Source organism: Pseudarthrobacter sp. As-47 (assembly GCF_058215595.1).
The window spans coordinates 2,443,818-2,459,411 of record NZ_CM177088.1 but is presented as its reverse complement, the minus strand read 5'-3'; the positions used below and the strand labels follow the sequence as shown (position 1 = coordinate 2,459,411).

Here is a 15,594-nt window from a genome sequence, read left to right as displayed (position 1 = left end):
GTCAGCCCTTCACGCCGCTGGAGGCGATGCTGTTGACGAACGAACGCTGGAAGGCGATGAAAAGCACCACCACCGGAACAGTGATGAGGGAAGCGTATGCCATCACCTCGCCCCACGAGACGTTCAGCTGGAAGAAGTACTGAATGCCGATCATTACCGGACGCAGTTCCTCGGACTGGACCACCATCAGCGGCCAGAGATAGGAGTTCCAGGCAGGGAGGAAGGTCAGGATCGCCACGGTGGCGGTGGCCGGCCCGGAGAGCGGCATGACCACCTGGCGGTAGATCTTGAACCAGCCGGCGCCGTCGATGCGCGCGGCCTCGTCCAGCTCCTTGGGAATGGACTCGAAGTACTGGTGGAACAGGTAGATGGAGAAGGCGTTGGCGATGAACGGGATGATCTGGACCTGGTACGTGTCCAGCCAGCCCTTGGAGAACTCGAGGCTGAAGCCGTTCAGTTCGAAGTAGGGGAGCTGGTTGACCCACCACACCAGCGGCAGGGCCAGGGTCTGGAAAGGCACAATCAGCGTGGCGAGGATCGCGGTGAACACGATCTTCTTCCCGCGGACCTGCATGCGGGACAGGGCGAAGGCGCAGAGGCTGTTGACGAAAATGCCAAGGATCACCGTGACGGCGGAGACGCCCACCGAGTTGAGCAGGAATCGGGCTGCCGGGACTCGGTCGAAGACGGCTGCGTAGTTGTCGAAGGAGATGTTGCCCACCGGCAGGAACGCGGCCAGGGAGGACATGTCGCCGAAGATCTGCTGGTCCGGCTTCAGCGAGGACACCAGCATGAAAACGATAGGGAACGCGGCGACGACGGCGAAGAGGATGCGGACCAGCATGGTGCCCGCGTCTTTCAGGAACAGTTGGTTTTTCATGTCAGTCTTTCTCCCGCGTGAGGTGGCGCTGCACCGCGGAGACGATCAGCACGAGGACGAAGAACACCAGCGAAATGGCGGAGGCGTAGGAGGTTTCCTGCTGCCGGTAGCCGGACTGGACCGCCTCGTAGATGATGGTGGTGGTCGAGTCCATCGGACCGCCCTGGGTCATCACGCTGATCTGGTCGAAGAGGCCAAGGGCCTGGATGGTGATGGTCACGAGGACCAGGCTGCGGGTGTGGAAGAGGCCCGGCCAGGTGACGTAGCGGAACTGCTGCCAGCGGCTGGTGCCGTCCAGTTGCGACGCCTCGTACAGTTCGCCCGAGATGCCCTGGAGCCCGGCCAGCCAGATGATCATGTGGAAGCCGGCGGCCTGCCAGATGGACAGGATGATGATGGCGGGCATAGCGGTGTTCGGGTCCCCGAGCCAGTCCGGGCCGTCGATGAGGCCGAAGCTGACGGCGGAGAGGATCTCGTTGATCAGGCCGTCCTTGCGGTACATGAACAGCCACAGCAGGGAGACCACCACCATGGAGGTGACCACGGGCAGGAAGTACACGGTGCGGAAGAAATTTACGCCCCGGAACTTCTTGTTGATCAGCAGCGCCATCACCAGGGCCAGGCCGGACTGCACCGGAACAATGACCACTGTGAAGTAGGCGACGTTGAGCAGTGCCCGGTAGAACGTGGGGTCCGAGAAGAGGCGGGCGAAGTTGTCCACGCCCACGAACTCCACCGGCCGCGGCGAGATGAGCCGTGCGTTGGTGAAGGCCAGGCCGAATCCGAGGATGGCCGGGATGAAGATGAAGGCCAGCAGCAGCACTGCCGCCGGGGCGATCATGCCCCAGCCGCTGAGCTGCTCGCGGCCGGAGCCGGGCCTGCGGTGCTTGGTGGGGGCCTTGCGCCTGGCGTTCGACGGCGGCAGTGCGGTTTCCGGGGTAGCGGGACGTGGGCGTGTGGGAAGGGGAACAGTTGCCATGGGGGTCTCCGTAGGTCGGGCGGCGGGAGGGATGCGGCGCGCTGCGGCGCATCCCTCCGGCGTGCTCCGGCTAGTTGTTGTAGCCGCCGTTGGACTTGATGTTGGCGTCAATCGCCTTCACGGCGCTGTCCAGGGTGGCCTGGGGGTCGGCCCCGTTCAGGATGTCCTGGGTGGCCTTGCCGAACTCGGTGGCGATGAAGGGGTAGGCGGGAGTTTCAGGGCGCATCACGGCGTATTCCCGGGAGAAGTCCATGAAGATCCGGTTGGCGCCGCCTTCGGTGAAGCTGGGGATCTGGGCCGCAGCCTCCTCGCTGGCCGGAATGGCGCCGGTGGCCTTGGCAACCGCGGCGATGTTCTCCGGCTTCAGTGAATAGGCCAGGTAGTCCATGGCTGCCCCGGTATCGCTGCAGCCGCTGGTCACGCCCCACTGCCAGGAGGCGCCGCCGATCTTGGGTCCTTCGCCGAGGTCGACCGGCGGCATGACCACCAGGTCGTCCCCGAGGGCCTCTTTGGCCTTGTCCGCAGCCCACGAACCGGTGTACACGATGGCGCTCTTGTTGTTCAGGAAGTCCTGGGTGGAGTCCTTGCCGCTCTTCTTGGCCATGAAGCCCTCGTTGGCCAGCCCGCGGAACCAGTTGGCCCACTGGACTGCTTCCTCGCCGTTCAGTTCACCGTCCGCACTCTGGAAGCCGTCCCGGTTGACCAGGTCTCCGCCGAAGGACTGCAGGAAGGGGGAGTAGGCGTAGGGGAGCCATTCACCGGTGCCGGCTGTGCCGAGGTCCAGCGGGTGCTCCCATTTGCCCAGGGCCTTGAGCTTGGTGAGGGCGTCCTGGAACTCTTCCTTGGTCCAGGGCTGCTCCATGGTGGCAACGCGGACGCCGGCCGCCTCCAGGTCCGAGGCGCGTGCCATCATGGCGAGGGCGACGTCGTAGTAGCCCACGGCGTAGGGCTTCCCGTCCCATTCAGCCACGGTGCTGGGGAGGTGCTTGGACAGGTCCGTGTCCAGTTCGAGGGGCTCCAGGTAGCCGGCCCAGGCCCAGTTGGGGACGTTGGGGCCGTCGATGTCCACAATGCAGGGGAGGTTGCCCGCGGCGGCCGCGGAGACCACGGAATCGTTGTAGGAGTCCTGGGGGAAGGCCTGGACTTTGATTTTCACTTTGTCCTGGCTGCTGTTGTAGGAGTCGACGATTCCCTGGACCGCGGCCAGTTCTTCCGGATTGCCGGCGTTGTGGGTCCACAGGGCGATTTCCCCGGACCCTTCGGTGGAGGAGGAGGCGCTGCCTTTGCCGCAGCCGGCGAGGGTGGCGGTGAGGGCGGCAGCGGCTATGCTGGTCGCCAGGATCCTGGTGAGCTTCTTGTTCATGGGTCGGTCTTTCTGCTTGGACAGGGTGGAGGGATTGATTGGGTCCTGCAGGGAACGCGGCCGCTGCAACGGCTGCGTTCCCGTTTTTTGTGGGAAGGGTGGAGGGGATGGTTCGTGGTCCGGGCCGGTAACCGGCCCGGTGCTGCCGGGGCAGACCCGGTGCTGACGGTCAGGCCCCTGGACGAAGCCGCTCAGCCCCTGGGCGAAGCGACGGACTCCCGCTCAACCAGCGGGCAGGGGATTTTTTCGTGCGACCGGGGCGCCCCGGGGTTTTCGAGCTCGCTGAGGAGCTTCAGGACAGCCCACCTGCCCATCTCGTAGTGGGGGAGTGCCATGGTGGACAGTCCGGGCCACAGGCCGTCGGCGATGAGCTCGAGGTTGTCCACGCCCACGATCGAAACGTCCGCCGGGACGCCCAGGCCGAGGTGCCCGGCTGCCTGGTAGGCGCCCATGGCCATCTGGTCGTTGAAACAGAACAGCGCAGTGGGACGCTCCCGCCTGGACAACAGGTCCAGCGCAGCTTCCCGGCCTCCCGCTGTACTGGGATGGCCTGCAACCAGGAACTCCTCCGGCAGCTGCAGCCCGTGGCGGTCCAGGCCTGCCCGGAACCCGGCGAGCCGCCCGTGGGCCGCGGGGATGTCGTCCTCGTTGTTGATCATGGCGATAGTGCGGTGCCCCGCCCTGACCAGCAGCTCGGCGGCGGAGTCACCGGCGCCGAACTCGTCCGGCACTACTGAGGACAGCCCCGGGTTGTCCGAGGTGGCATCCAGCACGATGGTGGGCAGGGCCTGGAGCTCCTCCGGGACGGATACCTGCTGGTTGAACATGCGCGCATAGATGATGCCGTCCACCTGGTGCTGCTGCAGTGCCCGGATTTCCTGGAGTTCGAGTTCGTTGTCCAGGCCGGAGTTGACCACCATGAGCAGGTGCCCGTGTTCGGAAGCGGCATCCTGTGCGCCCTGGATCATCGCGCCGGCAAAAGGGGTGGTGGTGATTTCGTCGCTGACGAGGCCCAGGATCTGGGAGCGCTGGTTGCGCAGTCCGCTTGCCAGCCGGTTCGGGGCGTAGCCGAGGTCGCCGGCCACTGCCTTGATGTGCTCCACGGTCCGGGCGTTGACCCGGGAGCTGTGCGCTTCGCTCAGGGCATGCGACACAGTGGTCACGGAGACGCCTGCGGCCTTGGCCACGTCCCTGATGTTTACCTTTGTCGCCATTGACTTCGTTCCTTTGCAAAACGTTTTGTATGTTGCTTGCATCACTATATGCAAAACGTTTTGCAACCGTCAAGCTTTCTTGCGGATTACACTGCCGGTTAGTTCGTGCAGCCGGGAACAGGGGCTTTCTTCTGAGGGGTTGATCAGCCCGCCGCTTCCCGGGAAAGTTCCCTTGACAGGCGTGGAACAGGGGACTCTCATCAAAGAAGAACGTGAACCCGAGAGGGGGTGGCGGCTGTGCCTGCCATCCAAACTACTTCCGCACAGCAGTTCCGGCTCCGGGCCGGAGCAGCCCTGATGGCGCTTGCCGGGCTGGCTTTCGTGGGATACGCCGCAGCCTTCCTGGCTCTCAACTTCTCGGGCGCCTTCCTGGAGCTGGGCATCGGTCCCGAAGAGGTGGACAAAGGCAGGGCGGAGGTCCAGGCGTTCAGCCCCCGGCTGTATCACTACATCAGCCATCTGCACATTGCGCTTAGCGGCTTCATCGCTGCCACCGGGCTGGCCATTGCGGCCATGTCCTGGTTCGGCGTGCGACGGGGTGAACGGTGGGCCTTCGCCGCCACCGTCACTGTTACGGCAGTCAGTCTCGCAATCTCTGTCCCGGCGCATTACCCCTGGGGCCTGGCAACGCTTGGACACCTCGGCCCGGTGTACCTCGCTGTCCTCATATTCCTGGCGGGCGCCGCCACGACCTACAGCGGAATGCGGGGCCCGTCGGGTGAAAGCAGCTGACAGCGGTCTTTGTGCCCTGCGCAGGGACGTCCCTGGCGTGCGACACTTTGCGAATGAGCAGCGCACGCAGGTTGGTTCCCCTGGAGGAGCATCACCGCGACCCGGCCAGCGCCCTGCACCCGAACAGCCCGTGGGTCAGGGCGGTCCGGCTGCTGGTGGGCGCGTTCGTGCTCGCCGCACTCGTGCAGAAGACCTATGACGCAACCCTGCCGGGCAACGACGTCGACAGTTTTCAGTTGTATTTGGAATTCACCGTCCAGGCGAACCTCGGCCTCGGGTTCCTGCTGATCGGATCGGCGGCATGGCCGGCGGCAAGGCTTCCGCGTTGGTGGGACCACCTCTTCGGCGCCTTTGTCCTCTACTTGGTGATGACGGGACTTATCTACATTGTCCTCGTGGCGCCGCCGGAGGAACCATGGTGGAGCTGGGACCTCTACTGGCCGCAAATGGCCCACCACCGCCTGGCCCCGCTTTATGTTGTGTTCGACTGGCTCCTGGTCAGCAGGATGGGCCGGGGTCCCTGGTGGCGGCCCCTGGCTTGGCTTGCCTACCCGGTGGCCTTCCTCATCTTTTCCTGGGTGCGGGGTTCCATCGACGGCTGGTACGTCTACGATTTCCTGGATCCCACGCTTGAGGGCGGCTGGCCTGCTGCCCTGGCGTCCATAGCCCAGGTCCTGGCGGCTTTCCTGGTGGTCGCGGCCCTGGTGCATCTTGCCGGCAACGCACGCGCCGCTCTAGCCCTCAGGCACCCGCGGCACTAACGTCAGGCAACCTAGGCCGGAGGCTCCTGCCGGTTTGTGCCTGGTCCTTCCAGAATCCTCCTCGCATCTTCCTGGGCCTGGAGGGCAAGGTCGCTGACCACCTCGCCCCTCAGGTGGCCGGAGGCGGAAATGATGTGCCGGAGCTCCGACACGGTGCGCGGCGGGCCGCCGCTGGGGTGTGCCAGGGCGTGGCAGTTGGGGCACAGCGGCACAAGGTCGGCGACGGGGTCCAGCTGGTACCCGCTCCCGAGCAGCTCCGGCGGCACCACATGGTGGACGTCGATGGACCCGGAGCCGGCGTCGCCATCAAAGGCCTCGAAGGAGAAACCGCAGGCAGCGCAGGACGTTCCATGGAACGCCAGGCACACCCGGCGTGCGTCAGGGTCCCGCTCATGGCGGTTCACGTCAATGGTGCTGACGGCGTCCGGCGGGAGCGTGCCCGAAACAACGTGTGGAGGACCGGTGGCCGCCGGCCCGAGGTCCCTCCACAGGCGGCGGAGGGCGGGCTCCGCGTGACCGGGAACGGTAACGCCCGGGCGGATCAGTGCCTCACTCCAGGGAATCCCGGGGACTGATGCGCGGAGCGTTTCCTGACGGATCTGCTCACCGAGGGGGAGCAGTGCGTCGAACAGCACGCCGGCATGCCAGGCCATGGCGCCGTCGTCCCCGGACAGCACCTGGTACGGCTCGGACACCACCACCCCGTGGCCGATCAGCCCTGTGCCGGCGTCGCTGCCACCCTGGACGAAGAGCCAGGCTTCACTTCCTGCGGGGACGTTGAGTGGCCGGACAGTACTCCAGCGCCGCAGGAACCTGCCGGACTCCGCCACGAGCCCGACGGCGGCACGGTAGTCCCATGGGCCGGATCCGCCCGGGTTCCATCCAAGAATTACTGCAGCCACTACTCACCCAATCCAGCACACATGTGCGTTGGCCTTCACAGCCTGCAGAACGGAACCTAGATGGGTTCCCTGGCCAGCGCCTTGGTCCTGGCCGGTGTTTCCCGGCCGAGGCGCTGGTCGAGCGTGACACGCAGCCTGGCAGCAGCCACCTGGACGCGATGCTCGGCAGGGGTGGCTTTCTTCGGGGCCGGCTTGGCGGCGGCGCTCCGCGGAGTATGGACGAACCGGTGTTCAGACGATGCTGCGCTCATGGTCCAACCTCCTTGGTAGTGTCTTCACCCGTGGTTCCATTCTCGCCTATGTTGCCACCGGCGTCCACGAACCCAGTCTCCGGGTCCGCCTCGGTGCCCAGCCCGTCGTCGTCCGCGTTTTCGTCGCCCCACACGCTCTTCCAGGCGATGTCGAACAGCTCAAGCTCCTCGTTGCGGGCGAGTTCGCTGCGTGCCAGGACTTCCAGGGTTGCCAGTCCCAGGGCTTTCGTTCCTTCATCCTGGTCCAGTGCCCGGTCCAGCGCCCACTGCGTCCGGCGCCACCACTCCGCACGGCTGTCCGCTTCGGTTTTTTGCAGCAGTGCATGGGCGTCCGCTTCCCGCTTCTGCTCCAGCGCAGTGGCATCGGCTGCAGTGCGCTGTTTAAGCGTGCGCCAATTGATGTAGAACGCCAGCAGGGCGGCGATGAGGACGGCCAGGGGACCCAGGCCGGCGAGGATGACCCACCAGTCGGCCGGTCCCGAATGGACGACGACGTCGAGCGTGCTTGGGGAGGGGGCAGGGGTCACTGGACCAGCATAGGCCGCGGCGCGGCTGCCAGCCGGGCGGACGCCACCCGCCGCGCGCCTCAGGCGGTAATGACCACCTTCAGTGCGTTGGTCTCCGCGGCCCGCGCGAACGTGTCGTAGGCGTCGATGAACTGCTCAAAGCGGAAATGGTGGGTGGCGAACTTTTCTGCGGGCAGCTTCTTCTGCGCAACGAGCTTCAGGAGCATTGGCGTCGTGTTGGCGTTGACCAGGCCCATGCTGATGTTGATGTTCTGGATCCAGAGGTTTTCCAGGTGCAGCTCCACCGGTTTGCCGTGCACGCCAACATTGGCAACTGTGCCGCCGGGCCGGACAATCTCGGTGCACATACCGAAGGTGGCGGGAATGCCCACGGCCTCAATGGCAACATCCACGCCCTGCCCGTCCGTCCGGGACAGCACTTGGTCTTTCCAGTCGGAATCGCCTGACAGGACAACGTGTGTAGCCCCGAACGCGCGGGATTGCTCCAGGCGGTTCCGGTCAAGGTCTATGGCGATGATGGTGGCCGCCCCGTAGAGGCCCGCAGTGGCAATCGCTGCCAGCCCCACCGGGCCCGCTCCCACCACAGCCACCGTGTCCCCGGGCTTCACGCGGCCGTACTGGACCCCGATTTCGAAGCCCGTGGGGAGGATGTCCGAGAGCATGACGGCCTGTTCGTCCGTAACCCCCTCAGGGAGGAGATGAAGGGAGTTTTCCGCATAGGGAACGCGGACGTATTCGGCTTGGGTGCCGTCGATGAGGTGGCCAAAGACCCAGCCGATTCCTGATGCGCCTTCGTCCCCGAGGCAATGGGAATAGAGCCCAGTCCTGCAGTTGGCGCAGTGGCCGCAGGACTTGATGCAGGAAATGATCACCCTGTCGCCAGGTTTCAGTGTGGTGACGGAGGCCCCCACCTCGGTGATGGTTCCCACGCCTTCGTGGCCCAGGATCCGTCCCTCCTGGACTGCAGGGACATCACCCTTGAGGATGTGCAGGTCTGTTCCGCAGATGGTGGTGGTGTCCACCTTGACGATGGCGTCGCTGGGATTGATGATCGACGGGTCCGGCACATCGGTCCAGGATTTTTTCCCGGGCCCGCCGTAGACAATGGCCTTCATGACTGCTCCTTGTTGGTCGGCGATCGGGTTGATCCCGGACTGCTGCGTCAACCTCAAGGATGGAGGAGGGTGCCGGGATCGATAAGGGTCCTAGGTCCCGGTGGCCAGGATTGTGCCGTCCGCTGGTGTCAGCGTTTCTGCAGTTTTTCGGCGAGCATCAGAATGATTCCGCTCGGACCGCGGAGGTATGTGAGCTTGTACGCGTCGCCGTAGGTCGCCACGCCGCGCAGCGGATGGCATCCGTGCTTCGCGGCTGCCTTAAGGGCTGTGTCCAGGTTGTCCACCGAGAAGGCCACGCGGTGCATGCCAATGTCGTTGGGGCGGGTTGGATTGGTCTGGTTCGCTTCGGGGTGGATGTATTCGAAAAGCTCAAGTTGGCCGCGGCCGTCCGGGGTCTGGAGCATGGCAATCCTGGCGTGGTTGCCATCCAGCCCGACGGCCGTATCCGTCCACTCGCCGCTGACCGTATCGCGGCCGACCACCGTGAGCCCGAGGTCGGTAAAGAAGGCAATTGCTGCTTCAATGTCGCGGACGGCGATGCCGACGTTCTCGAATGTGATGGCCATGTGTTGAAGCTACCAAGGCGGACCACTTGGCTCCAGGGGCCTTATTGTTCCTCCCTGATGCGGGCGGTCGTGCCGCGGCGTGAGATGAGGACCGGGCCACGTGCGTGGTGCAGGACAGCGTGGGCGGTGGAACCTATCGTCTCCCTGAGGAGCCCCTGGCCCTTGGTGCCCACAACCAGCATCCGTGCACCTTCCGACGCTTTGAGGACGGCATGGGCGACCGACGTATCAGTCAGCACCCTTCCCTCCACGGGAACAGCAGGGGAGAGGGCGCGGGCGCGGGCAAGGGCGGAATTGAGGACCTCCCCGGCGGCGGCCACGGCGTCCGGCATTTCGCGATGCCCGTATCCGGGCGGCGTGTGGTGGACATGGACGACGGTGAGGCCCGCCTGCCAGGCAGAGGCGAGTTCACAGGCGTCTTCCAGCGCCATGGAGGACCCCGTGCCGTCCACCGCGACGACGACGGGCCCGCCGGGGTGAAGATCCGGCCTTATCACTGCTACCGGGCAGGTTGCGGTGGCCGCCAGTTCCAGGCTTACGGATCCCACCAGGAGTCCCAGGAAGCCGCCCAAACCCCGGCTGCCGACGACGATCATCTCCTCCCCGGAAGAAATCTCGGCGAGATACGATGCGGGCAATCCGTGCAGCAGGGTGCCTTCAACCTTCAGCCCGGGGGCCGCCGCTTCGGCACGGCTGATCCCCTCCTCCAGAATTGCCTGCGCCGCCCGCTCCAGCCCGCTGTCCGCGACGCCGGGAACGGGGCCGAGGTTCCTGGTCAGCAGCGGCCAGATGGAGCAGTGCACCACGAGGAGTGGGCGGTTGCGCAGCTGCGCCTGCTCCGCCGCCCAGTGGATGGCGGTAGCAGCCTCAGCAGAACCGTCATAGCCGGCAACGATGGACCGTGAATCCTGCATAGCTTCTGCGCTCCTGGTCAGGGGACTTTCGGCACTGTGGGGGTTTCTTCCGTGACTGCATGCTGGTGGCGTGGGTTCCTGTGTACCCGCTCAACCAAGCAGAGCACCACACAGCAGCGGGAAGCAAGACATGCTGAGGATTGAGGAGCACCGCATGGCTGCGTGGCAGGAAAACATCACGACGGGCCGGTTCGAAGGCCAGACAGTCATTGTCACCGGTGCCGCATCCGGGATAGGACGCGCAACTGCCCTGCGTGTTGCCCGCGAGGGCGGCCGGGTCATCGCAAGCGACCTGAGCGGGGAAGGCCTGGACAACCTGGTAGCCGAATACCCGGGGCTCGGGTTTGTGCCGGTTGCCGGCGACATCAGCAGAGAAGACGTGGTGCAGGGGGTGGTGGCCGCCGCCGGCGGGCGCATCGACGCGCTGGCCAACGTGGCAGGCATCATGGACAGCTTCCAGCCCGTCCATGAGCTCGACGACGGCATGTGGGAGCGGGTGCTGGACGTCAACCTGACTGCCGTCATGCGCCTTACAAGGGCCGTAGTGCCGGTGATGCTGGCGGCGGGGTACGGCTCGATAGTGAATGTCTCCTCCGAGGCAGGCCTGCGCGGGGCGGCGGCAGGTGCTGCCTACACCGTCTCCAAACACGCCCTGATCGGCCTGACCCGCAGCTCAGCGGTCATGTACGGGCGCCGCGGCATCCGGGTCAATGCAGTAGCTCCCGGCGGCACCAGGACCAACATCCACGCAGAATTCAAGTCCCAGCTGGGCGCTGAGGTCCTTGGCCCCCTGCTCCAGGCAAACGAGCCGCCTATCGCGGAAGCCGGGGAAGTCGCCGCCGGGATTACATTCCTGCTCAGCAGGGACGGCTCAAACATCAACGGCGTGGTGCTTCCCTCCGACAACGGATGGAACGCCGTCTGAGCACGCAGGGGAGCAACGGGGTGGACCGGATGAGTACCGCAGTGCACAGGCTCGTAGGCCTGATGCTGGTCCTGGCAGCGCTGTTGCCGGCGGGAGCAGCCGCCGCTTTCGCTGATCCGCCGGTATCCGTACAGGTGGAGGACACTGCCGGGGTCCTGGACCGGAACCAGCTTGTACCGGCGCTGGAGGGGATCGACTTCTACGAGCCCACACGGGTTGCCATCTACACCTACAACGGCAGGACCGGGGACAACCTCAATGAAGAGGTCTTGAGGTTTGCCCGGAGCGGGCATCCCGAGTGGATCAGCGCGGATGGGCAGAAGTGGGCAGACGGGCTCTTCATCTTCGCCCTTGATCCGGTGGGCCGCCATGTTGGAACCTACATGGGCGAGGACCGGAAGGTGTCCCTTGAGCAGCGGCAAGACATCCAGGACGCGGCCAGGGATCTCCTCCGTGACGCGCAGTGGACGGAGGGAACCGTGGCGGGCGTCCGCCGTGCGGCCGAGCTCATCAGCCAGCCGTGGTACCGGTCCGCAGCCTTCCTCATCACAGCCTGGGTGACCGCAGGAACAGCAGCCTTGGGTGCGGCCGCCTGGATCATCGTGCGGGCCGTCACGAGATCCTCCAGCCGGAAAGAGATTGCGCGCGGCGACCAAAGCTACGCCAACGTCAGCATGGACCTTGAGGTGACAGAGCTGAACGCGGGCACCATTCCCGAGGCCTCCCGGTACGGAGGCCACGTCCTTGAGAAGCACCGGACTTTCCTCAACCGGTACAACACCGCCAGCCAGCTCTCAAACAGGGTGCATGCGCTGTCCAGCCGCGACCTGGGGCGCCGCAGGCACCTCAAGCTCGCCCGGGAATACGCGGATGCAGCCTCGGAGCTCGACGCACTGGACGATGTCATCGCCGACACCAACGCCCTCCTCAACAAGGCCGGCACGTGGCCTACGGCGTGGGACCGCCAGCTCGCCCCCTTCCGCAAGGATCTTGCAGGGCTGGAGCAAGTCCTCAGCAAGCGCCACGGGCAGGGGGACTCGGCCACCGCGGCGGCCCTGCGGTCCTTCCGGGACCAGAGCCTCCGGGACATCGAACGGTGGACGGTGGAGCTGGCCGAAGGAAAAACCACCCCCGAAAAGGCGCTCGACCGCCTCTACGACGCCCGGTCCCGGCTGGCCGTGCTCCTGGAAAACCATGCCCAAACAGTCATTGAGGGATTCGCGAAAAACCAACGCGAAGCGGAGGTGATGCGCAAGGAGATGCAGGCGGCCCAGGACGGACTCAACCACAGGGGGCGGCGCAGCTACGAGCCAAGCATCCTGGGCACCGTATATCCGTCCTACCACTTCTTCTCGGTGGCCACCTTCAACTCCGGCCTCAACACGGGAGTCAGCAGCGTCAGCTCCGCCCGGGGCGGAGGCGGCAGCACCACCGGGTATGGAAGCAGTGGCGGTAGCTTTTCCGGTTCGGGCAGTTCATCCAGTTTCTAGCCCAGCGGGCCTCTACGCGGCCCCGCGCGAATTTGCCGTGCCGGTACTGTACGGGCGGACGTGGTGAGGGCTCCGCTGCGCCCCCACCCGTGCCAGGGCGGCGGCAGGAGCGAGGTCACTGATCAAACCCGTTCCCGCGCACTCGCGGACATCCCTGATGGCGGCGGCAGCCTGGTACTTGTCCGGGTACTGTCCGGACACCGCCAGCACGGTTCCGTCCGGCGCGACAAGCCTGAACCTGATCCGCGAATCCTCATCGGCAAACAGCTCGAACGTTCCCGCCATAAATTTGCTCTCCCTCGATGGTCCTGCATCGGCCTCCGTCCACCGTGCCAGAGGACGGGGCAATCCATTAGGGGCCAAGGTCCCGTAATGGGGTGTTCGCCGGGGGCAACCCTGCCGGTGGATCCATCCGCACATTGGTGCAGCGGAGGACGCGGGGCGCCGCATACCCTAAGCACATGAGCGAGCGAAGAAGTACGTGGCATGCGCGGCACAAGGAGGCTTGAGCCGGGGTGAGCGGGCGGCGGACGTCCTCCGCAACGGCATGGGCAGCTGGACTTTCGTAGGTCTGTTCCTCGCCGCCATGGCGGCGTGGGCCGGGTACAACACCTATGTCCTGGCAGCAGCAGCCTGGGACCCGTATCCCTACATTCTCCTCAACCTTTTCCTCTCGATGCTGGCAGGACTCCAGGGCGCCATCCTGCTGATTGCCGCCAAACGCCAGGACGCCATAGCGGCGGCGATGGCACGCCACGACTACGAGACGGATGTGCAGTCCAAGTCGGAGCTCGACCGGCTGATGGCCATCAACAGCCGGCAGCTTGAAATGCTGGAGGAGCTCCGGGCGATGCTTGAGCCTGCTGTCCCGCAGCCCGGTGTCCTTCAGCCCGGTGTCGCTCAGCCCGGTGCGCTGCGGGAGGCAGCGGGCGGCGGCAGCTAGTTTACCGGGGCAGGTCCTGATGCACCGGACCCCGGCGTGGGTTCACTGCCCGCTGCCAGTTCGGCAGCGATGTGGTCAGCCCAGGCATCGACGGCGTCCCAATTGCGGAAGTCACCGGCCGGCAGTGCTTCCCGGGACGCCGGAGCGAGCCGGATCAGGCGCTCGCCGATGCCGACGGGAGGAGCATCCGGATTCCACGCACCAAAAAACACTTCCTCGCCGCGGGGCTGGAGCAGTGTGGTCAGTTCGGTGAACTCCTTGGGCCGCGCACTGTGCAGGACATCCTCGCCGGCTTTGTCGACGGCGTCGTTTCCGAGCGGGCCGCTGCTGAAGAGCCAGACCTTCCGGTCCTGCAGCTCCTGCCGGTGCCGTTTGGCGAAAGCTGTTGCCTCCTTCAACCAGTGCCCCATGTAGGCGGCGCCGCCCAGCACCACGGCGTCGTACAAAGCGACGTCGTCCACGGCGGTCACCGGATGGGCCTCGGCCGGGATGCCGTCCTCGGCGAAGCGGGAGGCGAGGCGTTCGGCGATGCCGGCTGTTGCACCATGGCGGGTTGCGTAGGCAACAAGGATTCTCACAGGACCTCCTGGGGCCCGGGCAGTCACGCGACGGGCCAGATGACCCGTGTCTGCCACTTTGCGGGGTCGGGTTCCGTTTCGGGGTCGCTCAGGTAGTACTCCCACATGATGTCCCCCGGGGTGAGGCCTTCCGCCTGCATCCGGCCAAGGACCGCGTTGTAGGTGTTTTCCAGGGTGTCATAGGGCCCGGTGTGCAGGGCCTCGAAGGCGTCAGCTTCCGGCAGCGTCCCGCCGGCCACTCCGTCCGCGTCCGTGAAGTTCCCGGCCACGGGAAGCCCGCTTCCACGTCAACGCTCTCGCCGGGCTTGCCACGGTAAAGCGCAAAGGGAGGGCCGGCAAGGGCCACGCCCTGCTGCTGCGCTGCTGCCATGACCGTCCCAAAGGCCCGGCCGAAGAAATCCGTCAGTGCGTCCATCCGGACGCGTTCACGGACGACGGCGACCGGCTGCTCAGCGAGGTGGACTTTCCTGGGGTGGGCGCCAGAGTCATTCATATCTCCAGCGTGCGCTGCCGGCACCGGGCCTGACAGGGCCTTAGGACTCTAAAGCGTCCGACCAGCCGGGCGGAGAGTCCCGCGCCGCACTCAGCCTGCAGCCTCATACGCCTGGCGCAACCATTGCTCCACCTCGCCGTCGAGCTGGCTGCTGTCCATAAGTTCAAGGTGATGCATCCAGATGCCGGGGGCAGGGTGCGCTGTCTCCTTGAAGCGGGGTGAGCCGATCTCATAGGGAAGCGCCAGCGACAGGACAAGGGGAACAACGGACCTGACGTACATTCCAGGGCGCCAAAGGTATGCAAAGCCCCTCCGGCGGCGGAACGAGACCTGGCTCCTGGACACGCGGACCGTCATGGGGCCGATGGCGGACGCCATGCGTTCTGCCGCCTCGTAGATGTCCCGGGCAGTGCCGGAACCCTCAAAGAAGCGGTCAACGGTCCAGGGTTCGCCGCCGTCCACCGGAACGGCGGCGGTTATTCGAGCCCTGCGCGGGTGGCCTCGTTCAGCGGGGTTTGCCAGGTGCCGGTGGCTGACAAAGTGAACCTGCGGCCCGTCACCGACTGCGGAACAATCCGGATGAGGTGGTCCTGGCCAACGCCCTGCCAGGGAAAGAGCCCCCGGCGTGGCTCATTCAGGGCTGGACCCGCTGCGTCGTCCTGGACAGCCTTGCCCTTGACCACCACACTCCAGGCCAGTCCGAATTCGGCGCTCACGCTGTCCGCCTCCAGGGCAACCATCGAGTTCGCTTCAATGGCCTGCAGCTTTGTTCCGCTGCCAGTCCGGAAGACAAGGCCCTCACCGTCGACTTTGAAGCTCACCGGGAAGACGTCCGGTTCGCCGTCCACCACGACGCCGAGCCGTCCAACACTCGTGTGTTCCAGTAGTTTCCAGCATTCGTCCGCGTTGAGGATTTCAGCTTCGGGCACCATGTTCTTGTCGGTCATGCCCAGATCCTATG

20 protein-coding genes are annotated in these 15,594 nt (G+C 65.6%); 5 read left to right on the top strand and 15 right to left on the bottom strand.

What is annotated here, in order from left to right; all coding sequences use genetic code 11:
* Window position 1: 1 nt before the first annotated feature.
* The 4 genes from AC4BCK_RS11375 to AC4BCK_RS11360 form a co-directional block, all read right to left on the bottom strand.
* Window positions 2-880 carry a carbohydrate ABC transporter permease gene (locus tag AC4BCK_RS11375; RefSeq protein ID WP_066276517.1) on the bottom strand — a complete coding sequence of 293 codons (879 nt, stop codon included), beginning with the start codon at window positions 878-880 and terminating at the stop codon, window positions 2-4.
* Between the two features lies 1 nt (window position 881).
* Window positions 882-1,859: a carbohydrate ABC transporter permease gene (locus tag AC4BCK_RS11370; protein WP_174180256.1), complete on the bottom strand. Its 978-nt coding sequence runs from the start codon at window positions 1,857-1,859 to the stop codon at window positions 882-884.
* A 70-nt stretch (window positions 1,860-1,929) separates the two neighbouring features.
* Entirely contained in the window at window positions 1,930-3,222 is a 1,293-nt protein-coding gene (locus tag AC4BCK_RS11365; RefSeq protein WP_364407235.1) for an ABC transporter substrate-binding protein, read from the bottom strand.
* 191 nt (window positions 3,223-3,413) lie between these two features.
* The gene (locus tag AC4BCK_RS11360; RefSeq protein ID WP_366278401.1) at window positions 3,414-4,436 is read right to left on the bottom strand and encodes a LacI family DNA-binding transcriptional regulator; all 1,023 of its coding nucleotides are present in this window, start codon (window positions 4,434-4,436) and stop codon (window positions 3,414-3,416) included.
* Window positions 4,437-4,673: 237 nt separating this feature from the next.
* On the opposite strand from AC4BCK_RS11360, the gene AC4BCK_RS11355 reads away from it, so the two are divergent.
* Window positions 4,674-5,168: a hypothetical protein gene (locus AC4BCK_RS11355; RefSeq protein ID WP_490565946.1), complete on the top strand. Its 495-nt coding sequence runs from the start codon at window positions 4,674-4,676 to the stop codon at window positions 5,166-5,168.
* 53 nt (window positions 5,169-5,221) lie between these two features.
* Complete coding sequence (locus AC4BCK_RS11350; RefSeq protein WP_490565945.1) at window positions 5,222-5,929, top strand: Pr6Pr family membrane protein; 708 nt, start codon at window positions 5,222-5,224, stop codon at window positions 5,927-5,929.
* A gap of 11 nt (window positions 5,930-5,940) precedes the next feature.
* On the opposite strand, the gene AC4BCK_RS11345 is transcribed toward AC4BCK_RS11350, so the two are convergent.
* The 6 genes from AC4BCK_RS11345 to AC4BCK_RS11320 all read right to left on the bottom strand — a co-directional run bounded on the left by AC4BCK_RS11345 (window position 5,941) and on the right by AC4BCK_RS11320 (window position 10,204).
* Complete coding sequence (locus AC4BCK_RS11345) at window positions 5,941-6,831, bottom strand: HNH endonuclease (protein WP_377088288.1); 891 nt, start codon at window positions 6,829-6,831, stop codon at window positions 5,941-5,943.
* Between the two features lie 56 nt (window positions 6,832-6,887).
* The gene (locus AC4BCK_RS11340) at window positions 6,888-7,082 is read right to left on the bottom strand and encodes a hypothetical protein (RefSeq protein WP_174180264.1); all 195 of its coding nucleotides are present in this window, start codon (window positions 7,080-7,082) and stop codon (window positions 6,888-6,890) included.
* Window positions 7,079-7,609: a hypothetical protein gene (locus AC4BCK_RS11335; protein WP_174180266.1), complete on the bottom strand. Its 531-nt coding sequence runs from the start codon at window positions 7,607-7,609 to the stop codon at window positions 7,079-7,081. The genes AC4BCK_RS11340 and AC4BCK_RS11335 overlap by 4 nt, the downstream gene beginning before the upstream one ends.
* A gap of 59 nt (window positions 7,610-7,668) precedes the next feature.
* A complete protein-coding gene (locus AC4BCK_RS11330; protein WP_310112600.1) occupies window positions 7,669-8,724 on the bottom strand; it encodes a zinc-dependent alcohol dehydrogenase family protein in 1,056 nt (351 codons plus the stop codon).
* 128 nt (window positions 8,725-8,852) lie between these two features.
* Window positions 8,853-9,290: a VOC family protein gene (locus AC4BCK_RS11325; protein ID WP_490565944.1), complete on the bottom strand. Its 438-nt coding sequence runs from the start codon at window positions 9,288-9,290 to the stop codon at window positions 8,853-8,855.
* Between the two features lie 41 nt (window positions 9,291-9,331).
* Complete coding sequence (locus tag AC4BCK_RS11320; RefSeq protein WP_174180272.1) at window positions 9,332-10,204, bottom strand: universal stress protein; 873 nt, start codon at window positions 10,202-10,204, stop codon at window positions 9,332-9,334.
* 154 nt (window positions 10,205-10,358) lie between these two features.
* Here AC4BCK_RS11320 and AC4BCK_RS11315 point away from each other — a divergent pair, with 154 nt between their 5' ends.
* Window positions 10,359-11,129, top strand: coding sequence for an SDR family NAD(P)-dependent oxidoreductase (locus tag AC4BCK_RS11315; RefSeq protein WP_490565943.1), 771 nt, complete (start codon window positions 10,359-10,361; stop codon window positions 11,127-11,129).
* 29 nt (window positions 11,130-11,158) lie between these two features.
* The gene (locus AC4BCK_RS11310) at window positions 11,159-12,619 is read left to right on the top strand and encodes a DUF5129 domain-containing protein (RefSeq protein ID WP_490565942.1); all 1,461 of its coding nucleotides are present in this window, start codon (window positions 11,159-11,161) and stop codon (window positions 12,617-12,619) included.
* A 12-nt stretch (window positions 12,620-12,631) separates the two neighbouring features.
* Here AC4BCK_RS11310 and AC4BCK_RS11305 read toward each other — a convergent pair whose 3' ends face one another.
* Window positions 12,632-12,904: a YegP family protein gene (locus tag AC4BCK_RS11305; RefSeq protein WP_251424175.1), complete on the bottom strand. Its 273-nt coding sequence runs from the start codon at window positions 12,902-12,904 to the stop codon at window positions 12,632-12,634.
* 220 nt (window positions 12,905-13,124) lie between these two features.
* Between AC4BCK_RS11305 and AC4BCK_RS11300 the strand changes: the two genes are divergently transcribed.
* Window positions 13,125-13,562: a DUF1003 domain-containing protein gene (locus AC4BCK_RS11300; protein ID WP_400591362.1), complete on the top strand. Its 438-nt coding sequence runs from the start codon at window positions 13,125-13,127 to the stop codon at window positions 13,560-13,562.
* Here AC4BCK_RS11300 and AC4BCK_RS11295 read toward each other — a convergent pair.
* From AC4BCK_RS11295 to AC4BCK_RS11280, 4 genes are all read right to left on the bottom strand, one after another.
* Window positions 13,559-14,140 carry a flavodoxin domain-containing protein gene (locus AC4BCK_RS11295; protein WP_251424179.1) on the bottom strand — a complete coding sequence of 194 codons (582 nt, stop codon included), beginning with the start codon at window positions 14,138-14,140 and terminating at the stop codon, window positions 13,559-13,561. The two genes, AC4BCK_RS11300 and AC4BCK_RS11295, sit on opposite strands and share 4 nt — an antisense overlap.
* 23 nt (window positions 14,141-14,163) lie before the next feature.
* Entirely contained in the window at window positions 14,164-14,409 is a 246-nt protein-coding gene (locus tag AC4BCK_RS11290; RefSeq protein WP_490565941.1) for a GyrI-like domain-containing protein, read from the bottom strand.
* 314 nt (window positions 14,410-14,723) lie between these two features.
* On the bottom strand, window positions 14,724-15,095 hold the full coding sequence (locus AC4BCK_RS11285; RefSeq protein WP_251424182.1) for a DUF5655 domain-containing protein: 372 nt from the start codon (window positions 15,093-15,095) through the stop codon (window positions 14,724-14,726).
* Window positions 15,096-15,109: 14 nt separating this feature from the next.
* Window positions 15,110-15,580, bottom strand: coding sequence for a pyridoxamine 5'-phosphate oxidase family protein (locus AC4BCK_RS11280; RefSeq protein WP_251424184.1), 471 nt, complete (start codon window positions 15,578-15,580; stop codon window positions 15,110-15,112).
* Window positions 15,581-15,594 lie beyond the last annotated feature (14 nt).

What these genes read in the sequence shown, in the direction of transcription:
- AC4BCK_RS11280 (WP_251424184.1), bottom strand. Translation starts at nt 15,580, where the DNA reads ATGACCGACAAGAACATGGTGCCCGAAGCTGAAATCCTCAACGCGGAC.
- AC4BCK_RS11325 (WP_490565944.1), bottom strand. Translation starts at nt 9,290, where the DNA reads ATGGCCATCACATTCGAGAACGTCGGCATCGCCGTCCGCGACATTGAA.
- AC4BCK_RS11350 (WP_490565945.1), top strand. Translation starts at nt 5,222, where the DNA reads ATGAGCAGCGCACGCAGGTTGGTTCCCCTGGAGGAGCATCACCGCGAC.
- AC4BCK_RS11305 (WP_251424175.1), bottom strand. Translation starts at nt 12,904, where the DNA reads ATGGCGGGAACGTTCGAGCTGTTTGCCGATGAGGATTCGCGGATCAGG.
- AC4BCK_RS11330 (WP_310112600.1), bottom strand. Translation starts at nt 8,724, where the DNA reads ATGAAGGCCATTGTCTACGGCGGGCCCGGGAAAAAATCCTGGACCGAT.
- AC4BCK_RS11360 (WP_366278401.1), bottom strand. Translation starts at nt 4,436, where the DNA reads ATGGCGACAAAGGTAAACATCAGGGACGTGGCCAAGGCCGCAGGCGTC.
- AC4BCK_RS11320 (WP_174180272.1), bottom strand. Translation starts at nt 10,204, where the DNA reads ATGCAGGATTCACGGTCCATCGTTGCCGGCTATGACGGTTCTGCTGAG.
- AC4BCK_RS11315 (WP_490565943.1), top strand. Translation starts at nt 10,359, where the DNA reads ATGGCTGCGTGGCAGGAAAACATCACGACGGGCCGGTTCGAAGGCCAG.
- AC4BCK_RS11375 (WP_066276517.1), bottom strand. Translation starts at nt 880, where the DNA reads ATGAAAAACCAACTGTTCCTGAAAGACGCGGGCACCATGCTGGTCCGC.
- AC4BCK_RS11310 (WP_490565942.1), top strand. Translation starts at nt 11,159, where the DNA reads ATGAGTACCGCAGTGCACAGGCTCGTAGGCCTGATGCTGGTCCTGGCA.
- AC4BCK_RS11365 (WP_364407235.1), bottom strand. Translation starts at nt 3,222, where the DNA reads ATGAACAAGAAGCTCACCAGGATCCTGGCGACCAGCATAGCCGCTGCC.
- AC4BCK_RS11340 (WP_174180264.1), bottom strand. Translation starts at nt 7,082, where the DNA reads ATGAGCGCAGCATCGTCTGAACACCGGTTCGTCCATACTCCGCGGAGC.
- AC4BCK_RS11370 (WP_174180256.1), bottom strand. Translation starts at nt 1,859, where the DNA reads ATGGCAACTGTTCCCCTTCCCACACGCCCACGTCCCGCTACCCCGGAA.